The 22734-nt window shown below is 63.3% G+C and carries 18 protein-coding genes; 4 read left to right on the top strand and 14 right to left on the bottom strand.

Translation table 11 applies throughout. The features are described from left to right. Positions 1 to 15: 15 nt before the first annotated feature. The 9 genes from PLD_RS03540 to PLD_RS03500 form a co-directional block, all read right to left on the bottom strand. Positions 16 to 1176, bottom strand: a complete 1161-nt coding sequence (locus PLD_RS03540; protein ID WP_159889889.1) for an acyl-CoA dehydrogenase family protein — start codon at positions 1174 to 1176, stop codon at positions 16 to 18. Between the two features lie 324 nt (positions 1177 to 1500). Beyond that, entirely contained in the window at positions 1501 to 2292 is a 792-nt protein-coding gene (locus PLD_RS03535; protein ID WP_159889887.1) for an enoyl-CoA hydratase/isomerase family protein, read from the bottom strand. Positions 2293 to 3579: 1287 nt separating this feature from the next. Beyond that, positions 3580 to 4881 carry an IS4 family transposase gene (locus PLD_RS03530; protein ID WP_159890820.1) on the bottom strand — a complete coding sequence of 434 codons (1302 nt, stop codon included), beginning with the start codon at positions 4879 to 4881 and terminating at the stop codon, positions 3580 to 3582. A gap of 245 nt (positions 4882 to 5126) precedes the next feature. After that, complete coding sequence (locus tag PLD_RS03525; protein ID WP_159889885.1) at positions 5127 to 6530, bottom strand: amino acid permease; 1404 nt, start codon at positions 6528 to 6530, stop codon at positions 5127 to 5129. A 208-nt stretch (positions 6531 to 6738) separates the two neighbouring features. Continuing rightward, positions 6739 to 8994 carry an ATP-binding protein gene (locus tag PLD_RS03520; protein ID WP_159889883.1) on the bottom strand — a complete coding sequence of 752 codons (2256 nt, stop codon included), beginning with the start codon at positions 8992 to 8994 and terminating at the stop codon, positions 6739 to 6741. Next, positions 8991 to 9761 carry an ABC transporter substrate-binding protein gene (locus tag PLD_RS03515; protein ID WP_256674535.1) on the bottom strand — a complete coding sequence of 257 codons (771 nt, stop codon included), beginning with the start codon at positions 9759 to 9761 and terminating at the stop codon, positions 8991 to 8993. The genes PLD_RS03520 and PLD_RS03515 overlap by 4 nt, the downstream gene beginning before the upstream one ends. Before the next feature lie 46 nt (positions 9762 to 9807). Continuing rightward, positions 9808 to 10524: a response regulator gene (locus PLD_RS03510; protein WP_159889879.1), complete on the bottom strand. Its 717-nt coding sequence runs from the start codon at positions 10522 to 10524 to the stop codon at positions 9808 to 9810. 77 nt (positions 10525 to 10601) lie between these two features. Beyond that, the gene (locus tag PLD_RS03505) at positions 10602 to 11240 is read right to left on the bottom strand and encodes a TetR family transcriptional regulator C-terminal domain-containing protein (RefSeq protein ID WP_159889877.1); all 639 of its coding nucleotides are present in this window, start codon (positions 11238 to 11240) and stop codon (positions 10602 to 10604) included. A 168-nt stretch (positions 11241 to 11408) separates the two neighbouring features. Beyond that, positions 11409 to 11849, bottom strand: coding sequence for a GTP pyrophosphokinase (locus PLD_RS03500; RefSeq protein ID WP_159889875.1), 441 nt, complete (start codon positions 11847 to 11849; stop codon positions 11409 to 11411). A 310-nt stretch (positions 11850 to 12159) separates the two neighbouring features. Between PLD_RS03500 and PLD_RS03495 the strand changes: the two genes are divergently transcribed. Together PLD_RS03495 and PLD_RS30565 are read left to right on the top strand one after the other, a co-directional pair. Continuing rightward, on the top strand, positions 12160 to 12726 hold the full coding sequence (locus PLD_RS03495; protein WP_159889873.1) for a GNAT family N-acetyltransferase: 567 nt from the start codon (positions 12160 to 12162) through the stop codon (positions 12724 to 12726). A 138-nt stretch (positions 12727 to 12864) separates the two neighbouring features. After that, entirely contained in the window at positions 12865 to 13212 is a 348-nt protein-coding gene (locus PLD_RS30565; RefSeq protein WP_159889871.1) for a MipA/OmpV family protein, read from the top strand. A 70-nt stretch (positions 13213 to 13282) separates the two neighbouring features. Here the strand turns inward: PLD_RS30565 and PLD_RS03485 are convergent, their stop codons facing one another. The 3 genes from PLD_RS03485 to PLD_RS03475 all read right to left on the bottom strand — a co-directional run bounded on the left by PLD_RS03485 (position 13283) and on the right by PLD_RS03475 (position 16059). Continuing rightward, on the bottom strand, positions 13283 to 14572 hold the full coding sequence (locus PLD_RS03485) for an ATP-binding protein (RefSeq protein ID WP_159889869.1): 1290 nt from the start codon (positions 14570 to 14572) through the stop codon (positions 13283 to 13285). Then, positions 14573 to 15283, bottom strand: coding sequence for a winged helix-turn-helix domain-containing protein (locus PLD_RS03480; RefSeq protein WP_159889867.1), 711 nt, complete (start codon positions 15281 to 15283; stop codon positions 14573 to 14575). 170 nt (positions 15284 to 15453) lie between these two features. Next, positions 15454 to 16059: a tRNA-(ms[2]io[6]A)-hydroxylase gene (locus tag PLD_RS03475; RefSeq protein WP_159889865.1), complete on the bottom strand. Its 606-nt coding sequence runs from the start codon at positions 16057 to 16059 to the stop codon at positions 15454 to 15456. Positions 16060 to 16290: 231 nt separating this feature from the next. Here PLD_RS03475 and PLD_RS03470 point away from each other — a divergent pair, with 231 nt between their 5' ends. Next, on the top strand, positions 16291 to 17154 hold the full coding sequence (locus PLD_RS03470) for a universal stress protein (protein ID WP_159889863.1): 864 nt from the start codon (positions 16291 to 16293) through the stop codon (positions 17152 to 17154). 139 nt (positions 17155 to 17293) lie between these two features. Here the strand turns inward: PLD_RS03470 and PLD_RS03465 are convergent, their stop codons facing one another. After that, entirely contained in the window at positions 17294 to 17761 is a 468-nt protein-coding gene (locus PLD_RS03465; protein WP_159889861.1) for a DUF1289 domain-containing protein, read from the bottom strand. A gap of 409 nt (positions 17762 to 18170) precedes the next feature. On the opposite strand from PLD_RS03465, the gene acnB reads away from it, so the two are divergent. Continuing rightward, on the top strand, positions 18171 to 20771 hold the full coding sequence (gene acnB, locus PLD_RS03460) for a bifunctional aconitate hydratase 2/2-methylisocitrate dehydratase (RefSeq protein ID WP_159890819.1): 2601 nt from the start codon (positions 18171 to 18173) through the stop codon (positions 20769 to 20771). Positions 20772 to 20917: 146 nt separating this feature from the next. On the opposite strand, the gene PLD_RS03455 is transcribed toward acnB, so the two are convergent. Beyond that, positions 20918 to 22582: a SulP family inorganic anion transporter gene (locus PLD_RS03455; RefSeq protein WP_159889859.1), complete on the bottom strand. Its 1665-nt coding sequence runs from the start codon at positions 22580 to 22582 to the stop codon at positions 20918 to 20920. Positions 22583 to 22734: the final 152 nt, after the last annotated feature.

Genomic DNA, 22734 nt, shown 5'->3' with positions numbered 1-22734 from the left:
AATTCTCCAGGGCGCTCAGCGCATCAGCGGCCGCAGCAGTTCACGGGAAATGATGTGGCGCTGGATCTCCGACGTGCCTTCCCAGATCCGCTCGATCCGCGCATTGCGCCAGATGCGCTCCACCGGGCCTTCGTCCATCAGGCCCATGCCGCCGTAGATCTGCACCGCCTCGTCGGCCACCCGGCCCAGCACCTCGCTGGCGAACAGCTTGGCCATGCCGGCCTCGCCGTCGGTCATGCTGCCCTGGTCCATCTTCCAGGCGGTGTGCAGGGTCAACAGCTCGGCGGCGCGGATCTGCGTGGCCATGTCCGCCAGCTTGAACGACACCCCCTGGTAACTGCCGATGGCCTGGCCGAACTGCTGGCGATCCGCCGCCCATTGCAAAGAGGCATCCAGGGCGCGCTGGGCCTGCCCCACACAGTTGGCCGCGACCATCACCCGCCCGGCGGTGAGCCAAGCGTTGGCCACTTCCCAGCCCTTGCCCACCTCGCCCAGCACCTTGTTGGCCGGCACCCGGCAGTCGTCGAAGAACATCTCGAAGGTGTGGTAGCCGCGGTTGCTCACGCACTTGGGGCCACGGCGGATGGTCAGGCCCGGGGTGTCGCGGTCCACCAGGAACGCAGTCACCGCGTTGCGCTGGCGGCCGTTGTGCTCATAGGTGCCGGTGACCGCAAAGACAATGGCGAAATCCGCATGCCCGGCGTGGCTGATGAAATGCTTGCTGCCGTTGAGCACGAAGTCGCCGCCGTCGCGCACGGCGCGGGTCTTGATCGCATTGGCGTCGGAACCGGCGCCGGGCTCGGTCAGGGCGAAACAGTCGACCTTGCGTCCTTGCACGCAGGGCAGCAGGTAGTCGCCGATCTGCGAGCCGGTGCAGGCCATGAGGATTTTCGACGGCCGGGCCACGAACACATGCAAGGCCCAGGAACACTTGGCCAGCTCACGCTCGATCAGCGCCTGGGACAGGTAGTCCAGACCGCCGCCGCCCACCTCCTCGGGCATGTTGAAAGCATAGAAACCGGCGGCGATGGCCTTGCTGCGGATCTCCCCGGCAAGGTCGGCGCTGACCTCATCGGCGCGGTCCACCGCCTCTTCGTGGGGCAGCAACTCCTTGCTGACAAAACTGCGAACCGCGTCCACCAGCATTTCTTGTTCTTGGCTGAGTTGAAAATTCATGGCGCTACCTGTGAGTGAGTGACGATGCAAAAAAACTGATCGGGAAGAACGGCCGACGGCAAACACCTCACCGCAGGAGCCTGCGGGCTGGCGCAAAGGCCCTTGAATGAGGCGCGGCTGTTGAAGACGACTTGGCCGGCAAACAGTGCGCCACCGGCCACTCCCGCAACGCCAGGGCATCTTCGAAATGGGCGCAGGGGGCTACCCCCCTTCGCCAGCAAACGGCACACCACCGGTCGCTCCTGCAACGGCAAGGCCGTCTTCGAAATGGGCGCAGGGGTCACGCTCCCTTTCGCCGGCAAACGGCACACCGCACGGCCGCTCCTACAGTCCTGTGAAATGTGGCGCGCGTTTTTCCATGGCGGCGCGCAGGGCTTCGGCGCCGTCGGCGCTGCGCCCGCACAACAGGCCGGCGGCCAGCTCGGCCGCCAACTGCTGGGGCAAGCTGCGGTCGGCGCCTTCGCGCAACAGCTTCTTGGTCTGGGCAAAGGCGAAAGTCGGGCCCGCCGCCAAACGCGCCGCCAGCTCGCTGACGTTGCCGATCAGTTGCTCGTCGGCGCACACCTCACCCACCAACCCGGCGGCCAGGGCCCGGTCGACGCCCCACAATTCGTCGAAAAACAGCAGGCGCTTGGCCTGTTCGCTGCCGATCAAGCGCGGCAGGTGCCAGCTGGCGCCGGCATCCGGCGAGTAGGCCATGCTGGTGTAGCCGGCCTTGAAGCGCGCCGACTGCGCCGCCACCCGCAGGTCGCAACACAGGCTCAGGTCCATGCCCGCGCCCACGGCAGTGCCGTTGATGGCGGCGATGGTGGGTTTGTCCAGGCTGTGCAGACGGGTCATCAGCGCGTGGGCGGTTTCGGTCCAGCCGTAGCTTTCCAGAGCGCCCCGGGCTTCGGCTTCGGCCCACTCCGCCAGGTCGGCACCGGCGCAGAAACTGCGGCCGCTGCCGGTGAGTACCACGGCTCGAACACTAGGGTCGCTGTTGCAGGTGTCCAGCAGGCTGTGCAGCGCTTTGAGGGTCGGGATGTCCAGGGCGTTGCGTTGCGCCGGGCGGTTGAGGGTGATCCAGGCTACGCCGGCTTCGATCCGGCTGAGCAGCGACGATGAAGGGGTCATGGGCGTCCTCGAATTATTGTGGTTGGCGTGAGGGGGTGGCTTGAGGGTGATACTAAACGAGTGTTCAACAAGGCGGCAATTGGGGGGGCTTACGGGGCTTTTGGGTCGATTTTTTGAGGTATCTCTTTGTTTTTATTAGGTAAAAGTCTGGGCATTGGGGGTTGTTGCGTGGGGGTTGTTACAACTTCGAACAAGCCTCGACAAAAGTGCGGGTGGGGGAGTTTTTTTTGTGGCCAGGGTGCTTGCTCCCGCTCGGGCGCGCGGCGGTCGTAAAACATGAGGGTGCGGTCTGATTGGTGGGCATATCCGTTGCTGCGGGTGCGGCGGCTTATGGTTCCGCTTTTACAGCGGGGGTTGGGTACATATCCGTTCCTGCGGGTGCGGCCGCTGGCGGTTCCGCTCTTACAGCGGGGGTTGGGTACATATCCGTTCCTGCGGGTGCGGCCGCTGGCGGCTCCGCTCTTACAGCGGCTCACTTTTGAAGAGCGCAAAAGTAAGCAAAACGCTCTGCCCCTCCACTCGGTGCCTCGCATAGCGAGGCATGCCCGAACTCCGGCATTGATCCGTGGGCCGCCGCCACCGGCCATCCATGGCCGGGTGGCGGCTAACCCGGCATCCTTGCCGGGTTACCCACGGCTCAATGCCTGCGTTCGGCCATCGTGGTTAACGGGGCTAACAGATCAAGATCAAAAGCCAGAGCAAGATCAAAATCTGACGGCGGCCTGCCGGCCGACCTGTTTCATTGCCGTTCGCGTTACATGTAGCCGCTGCCGAAGGCCGCGACCGCTCTGGGCGGCACTCCGTCGCAGGAGACGCTAAACCTGCCTCCCCAATTTTCCTGACATATCGCATCGCCTGGTTTCGCAGCCTTCGGCAGCGGCTACAAAGAGCCGGCCTGCGCACCTTGGCTTTGGCTTTTGATCTTGATCTTGATCTTCAGGCCCCTTCCCAGCCGGCCGAGCGTAGGCGTTGCGTAGGGGGCAGCTCGGCATGGATGCCGAGCTAGCCGCCACCCGGCCATGGATGGCCGGTTGGAGGCGGCCCCCCGGAGCAATGCCGGAGGGAGGGAACCCCGAGCCTCAGCGAGGGGCCCATGGAGGGGCAAGCCCTTTTGGTTACTTTTACGGCGTTTGGTAAAAGTGACTCGCCGTAAGGGCGAAACCCTAAGTGGCCGTGACCGCAGCAACGGATATGTACACCGCCCATCGCTGTAAGAGCGAAACCCTAAGCAGCCGTGACCGCAGCAACGGATATGTACCCCGCCCACCGCTGTAAGAGCCATCCCTTTCAAGGTCTTTTCGTTTTGGCTGCCTTGATGACTCGATCGGTTGAAACATGGGCATTCACGGCCGTCCCCTGCACCCATGTTTTGGGCTTGGGCACCTTGGGGCCTCGGGGGCTTTTCGCAACTTGTTTTGGCTGGATGTTTCTGGCTAATTCCAACAAGCGCTGAGCCAGTTTTTCCGCAGGGATAACGGGAAGGTACTCCGAGGGCAGCGCAATCTGCATTCCCTCATAACCACTCCTGACCTGGACCGCCAAGTGATAGGTCGAGGCTTCCCAGCCTTCAGGCTGGGTGTCCCGATGGGCTTGTTCGACACTTCGTTTGAGTACGGCCAGGACGTTGTATGCCAATACCGCAGTAGCGAACCCGAGCAAGGCAGCTTTTGGGCTGCCAAGGGTTTCGATTTCACTTTCCAGGATCGCTTCCAGTCGCTGGAACATGCCCTCAATACTCCAGCGGCGGCGATAGAGTTCCGCGATCTGCTGTGCACTGACGCTCTCAGGTAGATTGCTCCAGAACATCAAGCTGCTGTCACCCGAGTCCGTTGGCGAATGAAGCGTCAGTTCCACGCGCCGCCATTGGTAACCGCCTCTGACGTGGATGATCTGCTCGCGCACAGTGCCTGTTTCCACAGGTACGGGCTCTTGCCACTCACCCTCTTGAATCAGGCGTGGGTGCTTGGCTTGCTGACGAATGACAAAGGATGTCTGGACCTGCTCACAAGCTTCCATGACCGGAAGCGTGCAGTAGAGTCGATCAGCCAGCCACACCTGGCCCGGCTCGGCATCAGCCAATAGAGGCAGCACACAAATACGCTCGCTTGCGTAGGCATCCTCACACGCCTGAAGGTCGATGACCTGATCGAGATCGGGGTCGTAGACAACCACCGAAAAGCCAGGACGAGCGGCACCTCGCTCGTGGCGTAGAGCGCCCAGACGTTTCTCAGTGGATGCCAAGTGGTTGCCGTCCACCACCCGAACCTGCCAGCCCGGCAGCATCGTGGTGCAACCCAGCTCTTTGATGGTTGGGGTCAGGCGTTGCGCACAGCCTGTGACCAGCGCGCGCAACAGAGCAGGTTCGGTACGACTGATCTTGTCGTAGAGGGCTGCCAAGCTGACAGGAAGATCTTCCAGTTGCCGAGCGGCGGCGTGCAGGGATGGCTTCAAACCCAATGAAACAAGGGACATCAGCTTGATGATGGTCGAGAACAGTAGTTCACGAGAGTACTGCCGTTGCCGATGTTCTTCGAAGACCTGATCGACCCACTCAGGAGCAATAGCCTGCTCCAGCGCCAACTTGGCCATGACGCTGGCAGGTGCTTTTTTCTCGAATCGAGCTAGAACATCGGTCCACATCTTCGGGGATCCCTGACTGAGATTTCAGGGGATTCTACCTAAGACCTTGAAAGGGATGGCTGTAAGAGCGAAACCCTAAGCAGCCGTGACCGCAGCAACGGATATGTACCCCGCCCCTCTAGCCGCAAAGGCCAGCGAAGGCATCCACCCAGACGCTGCACGCCTCACGGGCCCCTTCGCCGGTAATCCGGCTCCTACACCGCCGCTACAGGGTGCAACTGACGCTTGCGCTGCATCAGGTAATAGGCGCCATAACACAGAGCGATAAAGCCCGAGCCCCAGTACAGCGACGGGCGTTGGGTTTCATCCAGGGCCAGGAACACGAACAACGAGCTGCACAGCACGATGCACAGCAGCGGCACCAGGGGGAACCACGGCGCGCGGTACTTGAGCTGGTGCAGTTGCCCGCCGTCGCGCAGGAACTGGCGGCGGAAGCGGTACTGGGCCAGGGCGATGACGATCCAGGTCACGGTGCCGGCCATGCCGCTCACGGCCATCAGCACCATGAACAGGGTGTCGGCAGCGATGAAGCTGGTCATCAGCGAGATCAGGGCAAAGCACAAGGTAATGGCCAGGGCCCGCAGCGGCACGCCCTGTTTGCTCAGGGGCGACAGGGCCTTGGGCGCCATGCCGGATTTGGACATGGCCCAGAGGATCCGCGTGGAGGCATACAGACCGGAGTTGCCCACCGAGAGGATCGCCGTGAGGATCACGAAGTTCATCAGGTCGGCGGCGTAGGGAATGCCCACCATGTCGAACACCTGGACGAAGGGGCTTTCCACCAGCCCGGCTTGCTGCCAGGGAATGATCGCCGCCAGCACCATCACCGCCAGGACGTAGAAGATCAGCACCCGGAACACCACGTTGCGCACGGCACGCGGAATGCTTTTTTCCGGCTGGTCGGTTTCGCCCGCGGCCACGCCCATGATCTCGCAGCCCTGGAAGGCGTAGACCACGGTCATCATCACCGCGAACACCGCCGGCAAGCCGTTGGGGAACAGGGAATCACCCTTGAGGTTGTCGAACATCGGCGCCGGGGCGCCGCTGGGCAGGTCGATGACGCCGAAGATCACCAGCGCACCTACCACGATAAAGCTCAGGATTGCCAGCACCTTGATCCCGGCGAACCAGTATTCGGCCTCGCCAAAGGCGCGGGTGGCCAGGGCGTTGATGCCGAACAGCAGGGCCACGAACAGCGCCGACCAGTACCAGATCGGCACCTCGGGGAACCAGCGCTGCATCAGCATGCCGGCAGCGGTGAATTCCAGGCCCACGGTGGTGGCCCAGCTCATCCAGTAGACCCAGCCGATCATGAAGCCGGTAGCCGGGCCGATGTATTTCGTGGCGTGGGCCTGGAACGAGCCGGACACCGGCATCTGCACCGACAGCTCGCCGAGGCAGACCATCACCAGGTACATCAGGAAGCCGGCCACCAGGTAGGAGAGGATCGCCCCCCAGGGGCCGCCCTGGTTGATGGTGACCCCGGAGCCCATGAACAGCCCGGTACCGATCACCCCGCCCAGCGACAGCATGAAAATGTGCCGGCTCTTCAGCGAGCGGGTCAGGTGGATGCCTTTACGTTCAGTGGTGGTTGTCATGGCGCACCTCAGCAGTCGGTAAGGCGCGGGGCGCGGTTCGAGGGGGTGTGGCGGGAGGCGGAAGCAGCGTGCAGGCCGTTCATTATTATTATCTCCAATAAGCTTCGAAGGCCGCGGCGGGCGCGGCTCGAACGATTATTGGAAAGCCATGTAAGTTCGGATTGAACGCCAGGATCGAAGATGTAAAAAGTCGTAAGGATTTTGTACGTCAGGCCGCCAACAGCTGTTGCAGCAAGGCCCGGGACTGCTGCCAGGACGCTTGCAGAGCCGCCCCCAGGGCCGCCAGCGCCGGGCGATCGGTTTGCTGCGCCGCGCTTTCCAACTCCCGCAGCACTCGGGCCAGGGCGCAGAAGCCCAGGGAGTCGGCGCTGCCCGCCAGTCGGTGGGCCAGGTGCAGGACTTCGGTGCAGTCTTCGGCGGCCAGGGCGTCGGCCAGCAGTGGCTGTTGCTGATCCAGGGCGTCGGCCAGCACTTGAAGCAGGCCCTGCAATTTTTGCTCACCCAACAGGCTGCGATGGGTGTCCAGCACGCTCTGATCGAGCACGCCTTGCCGGGTGTCGGCCAGCGGCACCTGGGCCTGCCCAGCCAGTACCTGACGCAGGCTGGCCAACTGCAACGGCTTGCCGAGGATGCCCTGCATCCCGGCTTGCAGATAATCGCGCACCAGCGACGGCTGGACGCTGGCGGTCAGGGCGAAGATCCGCGCCTGCCGATTGGGCCCGGGGCGGCGGCGAATTTCCCGGCACAGCTCGACCCCGCTGATGCCGGGCAGGTGCACATCCAGCAGCAACAGATCGAAAGCCTGCTGCCGGCACAGGGCCAGGGCCGCCTCGCCGTCTTGCGCCAGCCACACCTGATGGCCGTCACGCTCCAGCAGGCCGCTGGCCACTTCGCGGTTCAGGGCCACGTCTTCCACCACCAGGATCCGCAATGCCTGCGTCGGCGCCTGGAGCGCGGGCACCGGCACAGGTTCCTGGCCGATGCCCAGCAGCAGCTCGAACCAGAAACAGCTGCCCTGCCCCAGCTCGCTGTCCACACCAATGCGCCCGTCCAGTTGTTGCAGCAGGTGCTTGCAGATCGCCAAGCCCAGGCCGGTGCCGCCATAGCGCCGGCTGACTTCGTCACTGGCCTGGACGAAGCGCTCGAAAATTTTCTCGCGCATCGACGCGGCAATGCCGATGCCGTTGTCGCGCACGCAGCAACGCAGGCGTTGGCCCTCGGCGGTGCTGTGCAGCACTTGCACTTCGACCCGCACCCAGCCGTCTTCGGTAAAACGAATGGCGTTGGCCAGCAGGTTGCTCAGCACCTGGCGCAAGTACTGCTCGGCGCCCTGCTGGCGCGGCGCCAGTTGCCGGTCGATGTGCAGTTCCAGGCGGGTGCGATTGCCCTCGGCCCGGGGCTGCAACAAGGTGGTGACTTCTTCCAACAGTTGGCGCAGGGAAAAGTCCCGCAGCTCCGGGCGGCTTTCGCCCTCCTCCAGGCGGGCAAAGGACAGCACTTGGTTGAGGATGCCGAGCAGGCCCTCACCGGCTTGATGCAAGGCCTGCAAGCGCTGGCGGTCCTGCTGCTCCAGCGGCGCCTGGCGCAGCAGTTCGGCCATGCCGAGGATGCCGTTCAACGGGGTGCGCAGTTCGTGGCTCATGGTCGCCAGGAAGCGCGACTTGGCCAGATTGGCGGCCTCAGCCTCGTTCTTGGCGTGCATCAAGCTGGCGGTGCGCCGCTGGACCATTTTCTGCAGTTCGTCGCGCTTGTCCTGCAAGGCCAGGCGATCCACTTCGCGGCGCTGCACATCGTCGAGCACAGCCCGGCGCATGTCGTCCAGGGCCTGGGCCACGGTGTCGATTTCATCACCGCCTGGGCGCTGGCGCTTGTCCAGGCGCAGGGGCTGGCGCAGCTCGCCGGCGGCCACGCGCCGGGCAAAGTCGGCCATCACCTGCAGGTGGCGGGTCACCAGGCGGTAGAACAGCCCGGACAAGGCCACCGCCAGCCCGCAGAGAAACACACTCATCCACAACAGGCTGGCCAGCCCGGTGGCGTACAGGCGCCGGTACACCGCCCCCAGGTCGGTGCTGACCTGCAACTCGCCCAACTGGCGCAAGGGCCCGGACGGCGGTTGATAGCTCAAGGGAAAACGCTCGACCCGCAGCGGCCCGATCAGCGCGGCGCTGCCCTGCTGCAAGTCGAAGTCGTTGCTGATCAAGTGCACCCGGGCCACGTCGGAAAAGTCCACCAGCCCCTGCAACTGCACGGTCAACTGCTCCTGGTTGAGGTCCCACAGGTTGCGTTCCAGGCTGCCCAGGTAACCGGCGCGGATCAGCTCCATGCGGCTGTCGATCTCGCGCATTTCCCGGCGGTATTCGAAGTACAGCTGCACGCTGCTGGCGAGCACGGTGAAGCACAGGCTGAACAGCAGGATAAACAGCAGCAGGCGACGCAACAGGCCGGCGGAACGCAGCGCAATCATGGCGCCGCCCTCTGTTGTGCCTTGAGCATGGCGCGGTAGTCGTCCTGGCTTTGCGCCAGCCAGCGCGGCACCGCGCCGCTGTCCACCTGCTGCTGCAACCGCGCGTCGATCTCGGCCATGCGCGGCGCCAGGGGCGAATGGCGCGACACCGCCAGGCGCAGGTAGTCGACGCTCACCGCCTGGGGCAAGGCAACTATGTCCTCAGCCCCCGGCAGTTGCTCGATGAACAGTTGCCCGGTGCGCCGTTCATGGGGGATGAAATCGATGCGCTGGCGGATCAGCTTGCCGAAGTTCTGCTGGCTGCTGGACACCCATTCGATGTTGCCGTGCTGCACCACTTCGCGGTCGAAATCCTGGCCGTAGCTCTCGCCGAACAGCAGGCCGCCGCGGTAGGCGCGCAGATCCTGCAAGTGGTTGAAGCGCGGCAGATGGCGACGATTGACGAACAACGCGACTTCTTCGCGCAGCACCGGCACTTGGGAAAACAGCAGGTCCTGCTGGCGCTGGCTGGTGCTGTAGGCCAGCACCACATCCACCTGGCCCGCGGCGGCGTCCAGTAGGCAGCGCTTCCAGTTGCCCAGCACCACCACCTGCACCTGATACCCCAGTTCCCCCAGCACCTGACGCACCAGGGTCGGCGCCAGCCCGCGCACCTGCTGGCCGTCGCTCCAGGAAATCGGCGGGTACACCGGGTAGTCGCAATAGCGCAGCACGGGTTGGGGTTCCGGCGTGGACTCGGCCCTGGTCGGGCCGGCGAGGAGGATCAAGCACAGGCTCAGGAACAGACACTGGCCCAATGCACGGCGCGGCAATTCAGGCGGCCACGCTGGCGGTGAACAGGTAACCGGCACCGTGGATGGTGATGATCAGCTCCGGCTCGGCCGGGTCGTCGTGCAACTTGCGCCGCAGGCGGCCCACCAGCACGTCGATGGAGCGGTCGCTGGGCACCCATTCGCGGTTGCGGATCTGGTCCATCAACTGGTCGCGGCTCAGGGTGTGGCCGCTGTTGCGCAGGAACACGCTGAGCAACTGATACTCGCCGTGGGTCAGCAGGGTTTCACCGCCGCGCGGGTCGATCAGCCGCCGGCGGTCGGTGTCCAGGGCCCAGTCGGCGAACTGCTTGACCGGGCTCGGGCTCGACGCCTGGGGTTGCGGCTGGTAGGCCTGACGCACCCGGCGTACCAGGTTCTTGGCTCGCGACACCAGCTCGCGCGGGTTGAGGGGTTTGATCACGTAGTCGTCGGCGCCGCATTCCAGGCCGACGATGCGGTCGATGTCGTCGTTGCGCCCGGTGATCAGGATGATCCCCACTTCCGAACGCACCCGCAGTTCCCGGGTCAGGGTCAGGCCGTCCTTGCCCGGCAGGCGGATGTCCAGCATCAGCAGGTCCACCGTGTGCTCGGTCAAAAAGCTTTCCGCCTGCTCCGCGGTGGCGGCGCAATGCACGTCGTAGCCTTCCTGAGCGAGATAAGCCTGAAGCAGTTCGCGAATCAGCGGATCGTCGTCGACGATCAAAACCCGAGGAGTCATCGCCTGTTTCCTGATTATTTTTATTGGAGATCAAGCCTTGCGCACGCTAACCATTACTGAACGACCGATCAATAGCCCTATGTCGGCCTGATGAAACCGCGCCCCTGGCTGGCCAGCAGGCCCTCGACCCAGGCTTCGCAGATCTGCATGCCCTGCTGCGGGCTGAAAGTGCCGGGGTTGAGCCCGGACTCCAGCCACAGACCGTCGAGCAAGGCGCTGAGGCTGATGGCCGCCAGATCGGCATCGAAACCTTCCCAGCCCCGCTCCCGGGCCAGCGTGCCCAGCAGGCTCGCCAGCTCGTTGCGGTACTCGGCGTAGGAATGTTCGTGAGCTTGATTGATTGCCTCGGCAGTCTTCACTGCGCCCCAGAACGCCAGCCAGGCATCCAGCAGCTTGGGGTCCAGCAGTTCGGCGCAGAACGAGGCCCGAAAAAACGCCGACAGACGTTCCCGGGGATTGGGCGCGGCCTGCTCCATGGCTGCGCGCAACAGGCTCATGACTCGCCCGGTGACCGCCCGATACGCCTGGGCCACCAACTCGTCCTTGCCTGCGTAATGATGGCTGATCAGCCCCACCGACACCCCGGCCTCGGCGGAAATCTTGCGGATCGAGGCGCCCTGAAACCCATAGCGCTTGAGGCAAACCAACGTGGCTTCGATCAACCCGGCCTTGCGCAGATCGGGTTCCAGACGGGAAAAACGCGCTTCCTGGTTCATAGGACAACTTCCTTGAACGGTGCGAGAGAATTCAAGCTGAACGACTGTACAACAAGCCGTTCATGGCGATCCAACCTTTATCCCGCGACCTTGCGCGCAGAGGCTTGCCGAACGAGTGCCCAGTAGGCCTTGTGGACCTTTTCCCGGCTTGGCCAAGGCTCAGGGCGGCTACAGGGGCGGCGTGGCCGGCAGACGTTCAAGGAAGGCAATGGCTTGGCGATATTTCTCCAGGCGCTGCAGGTCTTCGTCACCAGGCGCCGGGATTCGCGACAGGTCGCTGTTCTCCGCCAGATCGGCCAGTTTCACGGCTCGGGCCAGCGGGTTCTGTGCTGCACGCTGAATAAACGCAGGATAGTCCTCGCCCTCGGCCTTGGTCAGCGCCACCAGGGCGTCCAGCAGCTCGTCACTGAATCCTTCAGCGCGCAACTCGGCCAGGGTGACCGGGCTGTCTTCAAGGACATCATGGAGCACTGCGACCACCCGCTCCTGTGGCTGCGACAAGCGCAACATGACCCGCAGCGGGTGCAGGATGTAAGGCGCGCCGCCCTTGTCGACTTGCCCGGCATGGGCCTGGGTGGCGATGGCGATGGCCCGTTCCAAGGTGCTCATTGGTGGTGACTCCGGATGAAAGTGGCAATGACGACACTGACGCTGTCGGGCCTGGGCAGCACGATTGCGTGCGCCATACTAGGGGCTGGGAGACGCCTCGCCAAGCCTCGCTCAGACAAGGGGTTCGCCCCACGCCAATCGGCACCGTTGGCGGGTCTGAAAACGGCCTCAACAGCCAAAAGACCCATGACCGATGATCGCCACGCGTACCGGTGCAGCATCAGACATTGATGCCGGTCAAATGCCCGCTGGAGCGACGGAGTGAAGCTTGCAGCCATTGCTTGCCCTTTGGTTCTCCGGAGACTTGATCATGCCCAACAGTGCTCTCGATATGCTCGCCACCCCGCCGTTCCCAGCCCAGCAAGGCCAGTACTGGATTGATGCCCTGAGCGACGGCAGCCACGTGCTGATCCGCCCGCTACGGCCCCAAGACCGGGAACGGGAAAAGGCCTTTATCGAAAACCTCTCGCCGGCAACCCGGCACCAGCGTTTCCTTGGCGAGATCAAGGAAGTGGGCAACCAATTGCTCGACCAGTTGATGGACGTCGGCACCCCGCAACGGGTGGCCTACGTGGCCCTGGTGCATGACAACGGCGAGCTGCGGGAAGTCGGTATCAGCCGCTACGCCCAGGTGGACGACCAGCCCTGGCGCTGCGAGTTTGCCGTGACCATCGCCGATGAGTGGCAAGGCAAGGGCCTCGGTGCCCTGCTGATGCAGCACCTGATCGACGAAGCCCGTGCCAACGGCTTCCAGCAGCTGTACTCGGTGGACAGCGCCGCCAACTACAGCATGCGCCGCCTGGCCAAGACCCTCGGCATGCGCAGCGCCATCGACCCCGACGATGCCACCCAGGTCATCCATAGCCTGGCGCTGTAATCCGTCCAAGCCGCGCCTCGGTCAGAGGCGCGGCCGCCTTCGCTTAACACTCTTTGACAGTTTCCCGACAAAGCGGCCAAAGACGCCTCAGACGCCCTTCCCTAGCATCCGCTGATCGAATTTACGCTCGGGTGCTGCATGTCCCGCAAGCTTCTCGGTCTGCCATTGCTGGGCATCCTGCTGAGCAGCCTCGGCGGCAATGGTCATCCCCCCACGCCGCCGGTCATAGCGCCCGGCAACTACGCCAGCCTTATCGACTATTTGCAGCAGCACATCCCCCGTGAGATGGCCGAGCATCGGGTACCGGGGCTGCCCATCGCCCTGGTGGACGGCCAGGAACTGATCTGGACCCTGCCCCTCAACGAGCAGACCAAGCTTTCGCCCCTGCTGTTCATGCAGTACCTGGGCAAGGAAGCCGGCGCCAGCCCGATCGTCGATCGGCGCATGCAGAGGGTGCTGGGCACCCAGCTTGAGTACAGCTTTTAAGCGGTAAGCCTCGAGCAGCAAGCAGCGAACTGGCGGCTTGAAGCTTGCCGCTTGCCGCTTGCCGCTGCCGCTAATCGACATGGGCCCAGGTCAGGCGAAACGAGGCCCCGCCCCACTCCGAATCCACCACCTCGACCATGCCGCCATGCCACTGGGAAACCCGCCGCACCAGGGCCAGGCCCAGGCCGAAGCCACCGGTACGCCGGTCGCGGCTGGCGTCGAGCCGGGAAAAGGGTTCAAAGATTTTCTCCCGTCCGTCCACCGGCACGCCGGGCCCATCATCATTGACCCGCACTTCGTAGCCCTGCTCCAGGGGTACCAGGGACACCTCCACCCGCCGGTCGGCGTAGCGAATGGCGTTGCGCAGCAGATTGATCACCGCCCGGGCCATGAAGCGTGGCTCGATCCGCACGTACTCGACCTGGCAGGAGCGGATCAGCAACTGCACCCCCGCCGCTTCCGCCTCCAGGGCGACACTGCCGACCACGCTGTCGAACCAGCTCTGGGCCTGGATATTCTCGCGACTGATGGTGGCCGCGCCGTGCTCCAGGCTGGCGTAGGACAGCAGTTCGGAAACCATCTCCTCCAGTTCCCCAAGGTCGGCGTACATGTCGGTGATCAGCTCTCGGTTCTGTTCCGGGTCGGGCTGCTGCCGGAGCTGGTCAAGTTCGAAGGACAAGCGGGTGATGGGCGTGCGCAGTTCATGGGAGACCGCATTGGTCAGTTCGCGCTGATTGGCGATCAGGCCCTCGATGCGCGCCGCCATCCGGTTGAAGTGCTGGGCCAGGTCGCGAATGTTGGAGCGTCGCGACAGGTGCAGCCGGGTACTCAGGTCATTGCCGCCAAAGCGTTCGGCGGCCAGCCGCAAGCGCTCCAGGTCGCGCCAGTGCGGGCGCACCCAGAAATACAGGACGATGGCCAGCAGCCCGCCGAATAAGACATAGGCGGCAATGTTGTAGAACAGCGTCAAGGGTGGATCTTCCGGCAATCTGATGCTCAGCAGTTGCGCACCGCCATCGATGCTGGAGATGAACTGGTTGAAGTCCTCGCGGACCACCAGTTGATTGGCATTTAGCAACGCCTGTTCACGATGGCTCAGGTGCAGCTCATCAGCCTGCACCAATTTCAGCTGCAACCCGTAATGCGGCTTGAGCAACTCCAGTTGGTGGGTGCGGCCGGCCTGGTCGAACGGCCGCAACTGCTCGCTGAGGCTGTAGGCCGGTCCACGCACCGCATCGCGGTTGTAGGACTCGATCAGGTCGGCCGCCAGGTAGTTCATGAAAATGTGCTGCACTGCCGTCGTCGCCCCGGCAAAGCCCAACGCCAGGAACAGATACAGGCCCAGAAACAAGCGCAGCATTCAAAGCCCCCAGGCGAACGGATTGAACAGGTAACCCTTGCCCCACACGGTCTTGATGCAGGCCGGCTCGCGCGGGTTGTCCTTGAGCTTGCCGCGCAGCTTGCTGATGTAGACGTCGACACTGCGATTGAGGCCGTCGAATTCGATGCCGCGCATGCGGTTGAGAATGTCATCCCGGGACAGGGTCTTGCCCGCCGCGCTGGCCAGCAGCCAGAGCAGTTCGAATTCCATGGTGGTCAGCTCGATCGGCGCGCCGCACAGGCGCACCTCGCGACTGTTGCGATCGATGCTCAGTTCGCCGAACTCCAACGCGCCGCGCGACGCAGCGGGTTCCGGCACCTGGCGCCGCTGCAAGGCGCGCAGGCGGGCCAGCAATACGGGCGGCTTGATGGGCTTGATCACATAGTCGTCGGCGCCGGACTCCAGGCCGAGGATGTGGTCCAGGTCGTCTTCCTTGGCGGTGAGAATGACGATCGGGGTGTCGGCCACCGCGCGAATTTCACGGCACACGTGCAGGCCACTCTGCCCTGGCAGCATCAGGTCGAGCACCACCAGCTTCGGTTTGAACTCGAGAAACGCTGCCAGGGCCACATCGCCCCGGTGCACCGTGAGCACTTCATAGCCATGCTGGGTTAGAAAATGCGCGATCAGCCCGGCAAGCTTCTCGTCATCCTCTACCAACAACACTTTGCCAAGCCCCAGGTTGTCCATAATTGCCTGTCTATCAATGCGCGATTTGAGTCGCGCATTATAGGTGGCCGAGGGTTAAAAAAAGGCTAAAGCCTGCACATAACCGGCGACTTATCGCGGTTTGAGGCGATGTTTCATTCTTTTAAGAGTTTTTAACAATTTGCCCCCGCGTTTACACAGGGGCACCGTCATCACCAGGCTGGCACGCCGCTGTGGAAACGAAACTCCGGGTCCGGGGACTCGATCAGTTCCTGCTCGGCGGCCCGCACCTTGTCAATCACCTGGACGACGTCCCGGGGCTCGCCATATTGATAGGCCAGCTTCAGGTAGCCCTGATAATGCCGGGCCTCGCTTTTGAGCAGACCGAAGTAGAACTTGCCCAGTTCCTCGTCCAGATGCGGCACCAGGGCTTCGAAGCGCTCGCAACTACGGGCCTCGATAAAGGCACCGACCACCAGGGTGTCCACCAGCTTCACCGGCTCGTGGCTGCGCACCACCTTGCGCAAGCCCGAAGCGTAGCGGCCGGCGTGCAACTGACGCAGTTCGACCTTGCGTCGTTTCATCAGGCGCATGACCTGTTCGTGGTGCACCAGCTCTTCCCGGGCCAGGCGCGACATCATGTTGATCAGGTCGACATGGGAGTGGTACTTGGCGATCAGGCTCAGGGCAGTGCTGGCGGCCTTGAACTCGCAGTTCTTGTGGTCGATCAGTAGGGTCTCCTGGTCGGCCAGGGCCGCCTGGACCCAGGCGTCTGGGGTCCGACAACCAAGGAAGTCGTGTATTTCCGGGAAGTTCATCGATGCATTTCCGAGCAGGCCGCCACAACCGGAAGCTGAACGGCGGCACGAGCAGTGATCAATAACGTGAGGCTCACGAGAAAAAGGCCTCACAGGCAAAGGCCGGCGATTATACCGGCCGTGCCACAGACCACCAGCGGTCGCGCTTGATGTGCATCAACATCCGCTTCGGGCGCGAGCAACTATAGTTGTGCACGCTAGCCGTTCATCCTCTCCCTGGAGCCCCCGATCATGCAAAGCATCCGCAGTATCCTGGTGGTCATCGATCCCATGCCCGGCGAAAGCCTGGCCCTCAAACGCGCCAAACTGATCGCCGGGGTTACCCAGGCCCATCTGCATCTGCTGGTCTGCGATAAAAAACACGAGCATTCGGCACTGCTCAGTGTGCTCAAGAGCAGCCTGAGCGGCGAAGGTTACAGCGTCACCACCGAACAGGCGTGGAACGAGAGCCTGCACGAAACCATCATCGACGTGCAGCAGGCCGAAGGTTGCGGCCTGGTGGTCAAGCAGCATTCCCACGACAACCCGCTGAAAAAAGTCCTGCTGACCCCCGCGGACTGGAAACTGCTGCGCTACTGCCCGACCCCGGTGCTGTTGGTCAAGACCGCCACGCCCTGGACCGACGGCGTGGTGATGGCGGCCATTGATGTCGGCAACATGGACGGCGAGCACCGCGCCCTGCATGCCAGCATCGTCGACCATGGCTTCGACATCGCCAGCCTGGCCAAGGCCCAGTTGCACGTGATCAGCGCGCATCCAACCCCCATGCTGTCGGCGGCCGATCCGGTGTTTCAGTTGAAGGAAACCATCGAGAAACGCTATCGCGAGGAGTGCAAGGCGTTCCAGAACGAGTTCGACATCGACGACGCGCACCTGCATATCGAGGAAGGCCCGGCGGATGTGCTGATCCCCCACATGGCCCACAAACTGGGGGCGGCGTTGACCATCATCGGCACCGTGGCGCGCACCGGCCTGTCAGGCGCATTGATTGGCAATACGGCCGAAGTGGTACTCGACGCCCTGGACAGTGACGTATTGGTGCTCAAGCCGGCGGACATCATGGATCACCTGGAACAACTGGCGGCCAAGGCCTGAGCGCCTCTCCCCCCAACGCTCCCACCGGAGGAAGCGGCTTGCTGGCGAACCGCTGCGCCGCCTGGTGCCGCCCGTACCCACGCCTTCGCTGGCAAGCCAGCTCCTTGGCGACGGATGCGGGGCGGCGGCCGGCACTGACTCAGCCCAGGGCGTCCTTGAGAAAACCGGGGGCGATGTAGCGCTGGTAATGGGCTTCGGACAGGAGGAAGAACTCCCGATCGATGGCGTCGCGCAACTCCGGCAGGCCCCAGTCGCGGAACTCCGGCAACAGCACCATGCCGTAAGCATCGAGCTGGTTGATCACCCGCGCGCCCCGGGCAATCAGTTGGTAGGCCCAGCAGTATTCGGACTGGTGCGGTACGAAACGGATCTTGCGCTGCTCCAGTTGCCCGCGCAGGCGCGCCGGGTCGAAGACTTCCAGCTTGGCCGCCATCACCTGCACCAGCAGTTGCTCAAGGCGCAGCCAGACCGCGCGTTTTTCCTCCTCGCTGTAACCGTTCCAGTTGATCACTTCGTGGTGGAAACGCTTGCAGCCGCGGCACACCAAGTCACCGTAGACGGTGGAGCAGAGGCCGACGCAGGGGGTCTTGATGGTCTGATTGGGCATAGAGAGACAGCACACGCAAAAGCAAAACGGTGGCGCATGTTAGCCCTTTGTCTAACATTGATCACCCCTCAAACTTCAACACAGCAACTTACGTTGAAACTTTTTTTACCGTAGAATCAGCCAGCCTTTTTAGGCGCCAATGTCCGTTTGAAGCTGTTTTCAAAGCGTCACGAGCACAGTCCTCCTTCAGAGCGGTGTTGGCGATGGGTTTTTCCAGCGGGGAAAAGTCCAGCGCCAACCCTCATCAGCTCCCCGTTCTGCAGGCGTAAAACTTTGAAAGCAGCTTCTGTAAGGAATTGTCCGTAACTCTGGCTAAGGGGCCCAAAAAGCCTTGCAGCGCATGAGTACCGACAGTTTCGGGATGAGCGTCCCGGACACCCATTTGGGACCACTGATGAGGGTAATAACTGTGCTTGAAGCCTACCGCAAACATATCGAAGAGCGTGCAGCACTGGGTATCGTTCCCCAGCCGCTAAACGCCGAACAAACTGCAGGCCTGGTCGAGCTGCTGAAGAATCCCCCCGCTGGCGAAGAAGCGTTCCTCGTTGACCTGATCACCAACCGCGTTCCACCAGGCGTCGACGAAGCCGCCTACGTCAAGGCTGGTTTCCTTTCCGCCCTGGCCAAAGGTGAAGCCACCTCGCCCCTGATCGACAAGAAGCGCGCCGTTGAACTGCTGGGCACCATGCAGGGCGGCTACAACATCGTGACCCTGGTGGACCTCCTGGACGACGCCGAGCTGGCGCCGGTTGCCGCTGCTCAACTCAAGCACACCCTGCTGATGTTCGACGCCTTCCACGACGTCGCGGAAAAAGCCAAGAGCGGCAATGCTCACGCCCAAGGCGTACTGCAATCCTGGGCCGACGGCGAGTGGTTCAAGAACCGCCCGGTACTGGCCGACAAGATCAGCCTGCGGGTATTCAAGGTCACCGGCGAAACCAACACCGACGACCTCTCCCCTGCCCCGGATGCCTGGTCCCGTCCGGACATCCCACTGCACGCCCTGGCCATGCTGAAAATGGCCCGTGACGGCATCGTTCCGGATCAACAAGGCGCCATCGGCCCGATGAAACAGATCGAGCAGATGCGCAACGACGGCTTCCCGATCGCCTACGTCGGCGATGTGGTCGGCACCGGTTCGTCCCGTAAGTCGGCCACCAACTCGGTGCTGTGGTTCTTCGGCGACGACGTGCCTTACGTACCGAACAAGCGTGCCGGCGGTTTCTGCTTCGGCAGCAAGATCGCGCCTATCTTCTACAACACCATGGAAGACGCCGGCGCCCTGCCGATCGAATTCGACGTGTCGAAGATGAACATGGGCGACGTGATCGACCTGTACCCGCACGCCGGCAAAGTCACCAAGCACAACAGCGACGAAGTCCTGGCCACCTTCGAAATGAAGACCCCGGTGCTGCTCGACGAAGTCCGTGCCGGCGGCCGTATTCCGCTGATCATCGGCCGTGGCCTGACCGAGAAGGCGCGCGCCGAACTGGGCCTGCCGCCATCCGACCTGTTCAAGAAGCCTGAAGCTCCCGCTGAAAGCACCAAGGGTTTCACCCTGGCACAGAAGATGGTCGGCAAGGCGTGCGGCGTGACTGGCGTGCGTCCAGGCACCTACTGCGAACCGAAGATGACCACCGTCGGTTCCCAGGACACCACCGGCCCGATGACCCGTGACGAACTCAAGGACCTGGCGTGCCTGGGCTTCTCCACCGACCTGGTGATGCAGTCGTTCTGCCACACCGCGGCCTATCCGAAGCCGATCGACGTCACCACTCACCACACCCTGCCTGACTTCATCATGACCCGTGGCGGCGTGTCCCTGCGTCCGGGCGACGGCATCATCCACAGCTGGCTGAACCGCATGCTGCTGCCGGACACCGTCGGCACCGGTGGTGACTCCCACACCCGTTTCCCGATCGGCATCTCGTTCCCGGCCGGTTCCGGCCTGGTGGCCTTCGCCGCCGCCACTGGCGTCATGCCACTGGACATGCCGGAATCGATCCTGGTTCGCTTCAAGGGCAAGCTGCAGCCTGGCGTCACCCTGCGTGACCTGGTCCACGCCATCCCTTACTACGCGATCCAGAAAGGCCTGCTGACCGTCGAGAAGAAAGGCAAGAAGAACGCCTTCTCCGGCCGCATCCTGGAGATCGAAGGCCTGGAAACCCTGACCGTCGAGCAAGCCTTCGAACTGTCCGACGCCTCGGCCGAACGTTCGGCTGCCGGTTGCACCATCAAGCTGTCCAAAGAGTCGATCGCCGAGTACCTGAAGTCCAACATCACCCTGCTGCGCTGGATGATCGGCGAAGGCTACGGCGATGCCCGGACCCTGGAGCGTCGCGCGCAAGCGATGGAAGCCTGGCTGGCCAACCCTGAGCTGCTGGAAGCCGACAAGGACGCCGAGTACGCCGAAGTCATCGAGATCGACCTGGCCGACGTCAAGGAGCCTGTGCTCTGCGCGCCGAACGACCCGGACGACGCTCGCCTGCTGTCCAGCGTCGCTGGCCAGAAGATCGACGAAGTGTTCATCGGTTCGTGCATGACCAACATCGGTCACTTCCGCGCCGCCGGTAAGCTGCTGGATCAGGTCAAGGGCCAGCTGCCAACCCGTCTGTGGCTGTCGCCGCCGACCAAGATGGACGCTCACCAACTGACCGAGGAAGGCTACTACGGCATCTACGGCAAGGCTGGCGCGCGCATGGAAATGCCGGGCTGCTCGCTGTGCATGGGTAACCAGGCTCGCGTAGAACCGAACTCGACCGTGGTGTCGACTTCGACCCGTAACTTCCCGAACCGTCTGGGCGACGGCGCCAACGTCTACCTGGCTTCGGCCGAGCTGGCGTCGGTGGCTTCGATCCTGGGTCGCCTGCCGACCGTCGAGGAGTACATGGAATACGCCGGCAAGATCGACAGCATGGCGGCGGACGTGTACCGCTACCTGAGCTTCGACCAGATCGCCGAGTTCCGTGAAGCGGCGGCCAACGCCAAGATCCCGGTGGTGCAAGCCTAAGGCTCTAGCGTTGTAAAAAAGAACGCCGCGTATTCCACGATACGCGGCGTTTTTTTATGCCTGTCGCCTTTGCTGACGCCCCTGCCGGCTATTGCGCCCTGCGCTACGGCGCCACAGGCCAGGCGTGATACGCCCAGCGCCAAGACTCAATGCCAGAGCCCTGCCTGAGCCTGACCGCTCCAGCTCTGCAGGCTTTCCTGCAGCGTGTCGTCGACACTGGTGCAACTGAGCAACACTTGATATTCGGCACTCGATGGCAAGCCCGCCAGGACATCCTTGGCCCTGTGCTTGAGTCGCGCCAAGGCCAGGTGCTTGTGCTCCTGACTGACCTGACGAAAGAACTCGTCCAGGGCTTCGATGCTGGTGCCGTCCAGGTTCGGCGACTCCTCCAGGCTGAGGATGACCGTATGAATCGGCACCTGGACATGCCGGATCAGGTGCAGGGCGCCACCAAGAATGCGTTCGGCATTGGCAAAAAACAGCGCCTCTCCGGGACGCAGGATCAACACTCCGGGCACCTGCCGGGCTTGGGGATGGCGACTCAGGTCGACAAAATCATGACCGCTGCCCAACTGCCCGAGAATCTGAATGTCCGCGGCCGACAACTGACGCAGCATCAGTAGAATGCTCACCCCCACCGACAGCAGCAGCCCATCCAGAACCCCCAGCACCAACACCGCGCCGACCGCACAGATCACCAGTATCCGGTCCCGTTGCCAGATGAAATAGCGCCCCAACGGCTGCAGGCTCAGGCCGTGACCCAGGGCATACATGACGATCGCCGCCAACACCGGTTCCGGGGTCAGGGCAATGTAGGGCAACACCGTCAAGACGATCAGCAGCATCACCGCCGCGGCGGTCAGCCCGGCCAAGCGCGACCGCGCTCCCGCCGCCTCATTGGCCGATGTCGCCGAGTAACCGGCGCCGGCTGGCATGCCGTGAAACAGCCCCGACAGCAGATTGGCCGCCCCCAGGGCCAGCAGGTCGCGATTGGACGACACCCGATCACCGTGCTTGAGGGCCATGGAACTGATGGACCCGTAAGACTCGGCATACAGGATCATCACCAGGGCGAACGCCAGCTCCCCCAGGCGCAACCAGTCGGCAAAAGGCAGTTGCGGCAGGCTCGGCACCTCCAGCGATAGTTCGATGACCCCGATCAACTGCACCCCGTGGGCCGGCAGGTCCAGCCACTGCCCGGCGCCAATGCCAATGACCACCGCCACCAGCCCGCCGGGCACATAGGGAATGCGCGAACAGATCGCCATCACCAGCAAAGCCAGCGCCGCCACCGCCACCCCGGACCAATTCCATTGCGGCCATTGCTCCAGCAATTGCGGCAAAAAGCGCACCAGGTTGCCATTGTTCAAGTGCACTCCGACCACCGTAGCGAACTGCTTGAGGATGATGGTCACGGCCAGGCCGAAGGCAAACCCGCGCAGCACCGGCTTGGCGATGAACGCGGTGACGCCTCCGAGGCGAAACAGGCCCGCCAGGAGGAAGAACGCCCCTGTGAGCAGAACCAGGGCGAAGGCCAGCGCCAGGCGCAATTGCGTATCGCCACCGGCCAGAGACAGGGTCGCGGCGGCCAGCACCGCCGCCGATGACGAGGTGGCCGAGACAATTGCAAAGCGGCTGCTGCCGAACAGGCCATAGCACAACAGCCCGGCAAACAGGGCAATGACCCCGGTCTGCGGCGGCAACGCGGCGATACTGGAATAGGCCACCGCTTCAGGCAGCAGCAAGCCGGCGATGGACAACCCGGCCAACAGGTCTCGGGTGCGCTTCGGTACGCGGTAATCAGTCGACAATTGAGTCCATCCGTTGCAAAAAATACCCCGGCGCAGCCGGCGCTGCACACCGCTCGGCAACCCGCTCGATAGCGCGCTGCCAACACATCCGGGGCGGGCGCGGGCTGAGTCCAGGCAGTCATAAGAGCACCAGCTTAGACCTTTATTCGAGA

Source organism: Pseudomonas sp. LD120 (assembly GCF_009861525.1).
GTDB lineage: Bacteria > Pseudomonadota > Gammaproteobacteria > Pseudomonadales > Pseudomonadaceae > Aquipseudomonas.
This window is presented reverse-complemented; position numbering and strand designations above follow the sequence as displayed.

Excerpts from the sequence above, each read along its gene's own strand:
- PLD_RS03470 (WP_159889863.1), top strand. The coding sequence starts at position 16,291 with ATGCAAAGCATCCGCAGTATCCTGGTGGTCATCGATCCCATGCCCGGC.
- PLD_RS03525 (WP_159889885.1), bottom strand. The coding sequence starts at position 6,530 with ATGACAACCACCACTGAACGTAAAGGCATCCACCTGACCCGCTCGCTG.
- PLD_RS03475 (WP_159889865.1), bottom strand. The coding sequence starts at position 16,059 with ATGAACTTCCCGGAAATACACGACTTCCTTGGTTGTCGGACCCCAGAC.
- PLD_RS03495 (WP_159889873.1), top strand. The coding sequence starts at position 12,160 with ATGCCCAACAGTGCTCTCGATATGCTCGCCACCCCGCCGTTCCCAGCC.
- PLD_RS03535 (WP_159889887.1), bottom strand. The coding sequence starts at position 2,292 with ATGACCCCTTCATCGTCGCTGCTCAGCCGGATCGAAGCCGGCGTAGCC.
- PLD_RS03520 (WP_159889883.1), bottom strand. The coding sequence starts at position 8,994 with ATGATTGCGCTGCGTTCCGCCGGCCTGTTGCGTCGCCTGCTGCTGTTT.
- PLD_RS03540 (WP_159889889.1), bottom strand. The coding sequence starts at position 1,176 with ATGAATTTTCAACTCAGCCAAGAACAAGAAATGCTGGTGGACGCGGTT.
- PLD_RS30565 (WP_159889871.1), top strand. The coding sequence starts at position 12,865 with ATGTCCCGCAAGCTTCTCGGTCTGCCATTGCTGGGCATCCTGCTGAGC.
- PLD_RS03485 (WP_159889869.1), bottom strand. The coding sequence starts at position 14,572 with ATGCTGCGCTTGTTTCTGGGCCTGTATCTGTTCCTGGCGTTGGGCTTT.
- PLD_RS03510 (WP_159889879.1), bottom strand. The coding sequence starts at position 10,524 with ATGACTCCTCGGGTTTTGATCGTCGACGACGATCCGCTGATTCGCGAA.
- PLD_RS03530 (WP_159890820.1), bottom strand. The coding sequence starts at position 4,881 with ATGGCCAAGTTGGCGCTGGAGCAGGCTATTGCTCCTGAGTGGGTCGAT.
- PLD_RS03505 (WP_159889877.1), bottom strand. The coding sequence starts at position 11,240 with ATGAACCAGGAAGCGCGTTTTTCCCGTCTGGAACCCGATCTGCGCAAG.
- PLD_RS03500 (WP_159889875.1), bottom strand. The coding sequence starts at position 11,849 with ATGAGCACCTTGGAACGGGCCATCGCCATCGCCACCCAGGCCCATGCC.
- PLD_RS03480 (WP_159889867.1), bottom strand. The coding sequence starts at position 15,283 with ATGGACAACCTGGGGCTTGGCAAAGTGTTGTTGGTAGAGGATGACGAG.
- PLD_RS03465 (WP_159889861.1), bottom strand. The coding sequence starts at position 17,761 with ATGCCCAATCAGACCATCAAGACCCCCTGCGTCGGCCTCTGCTCCACC.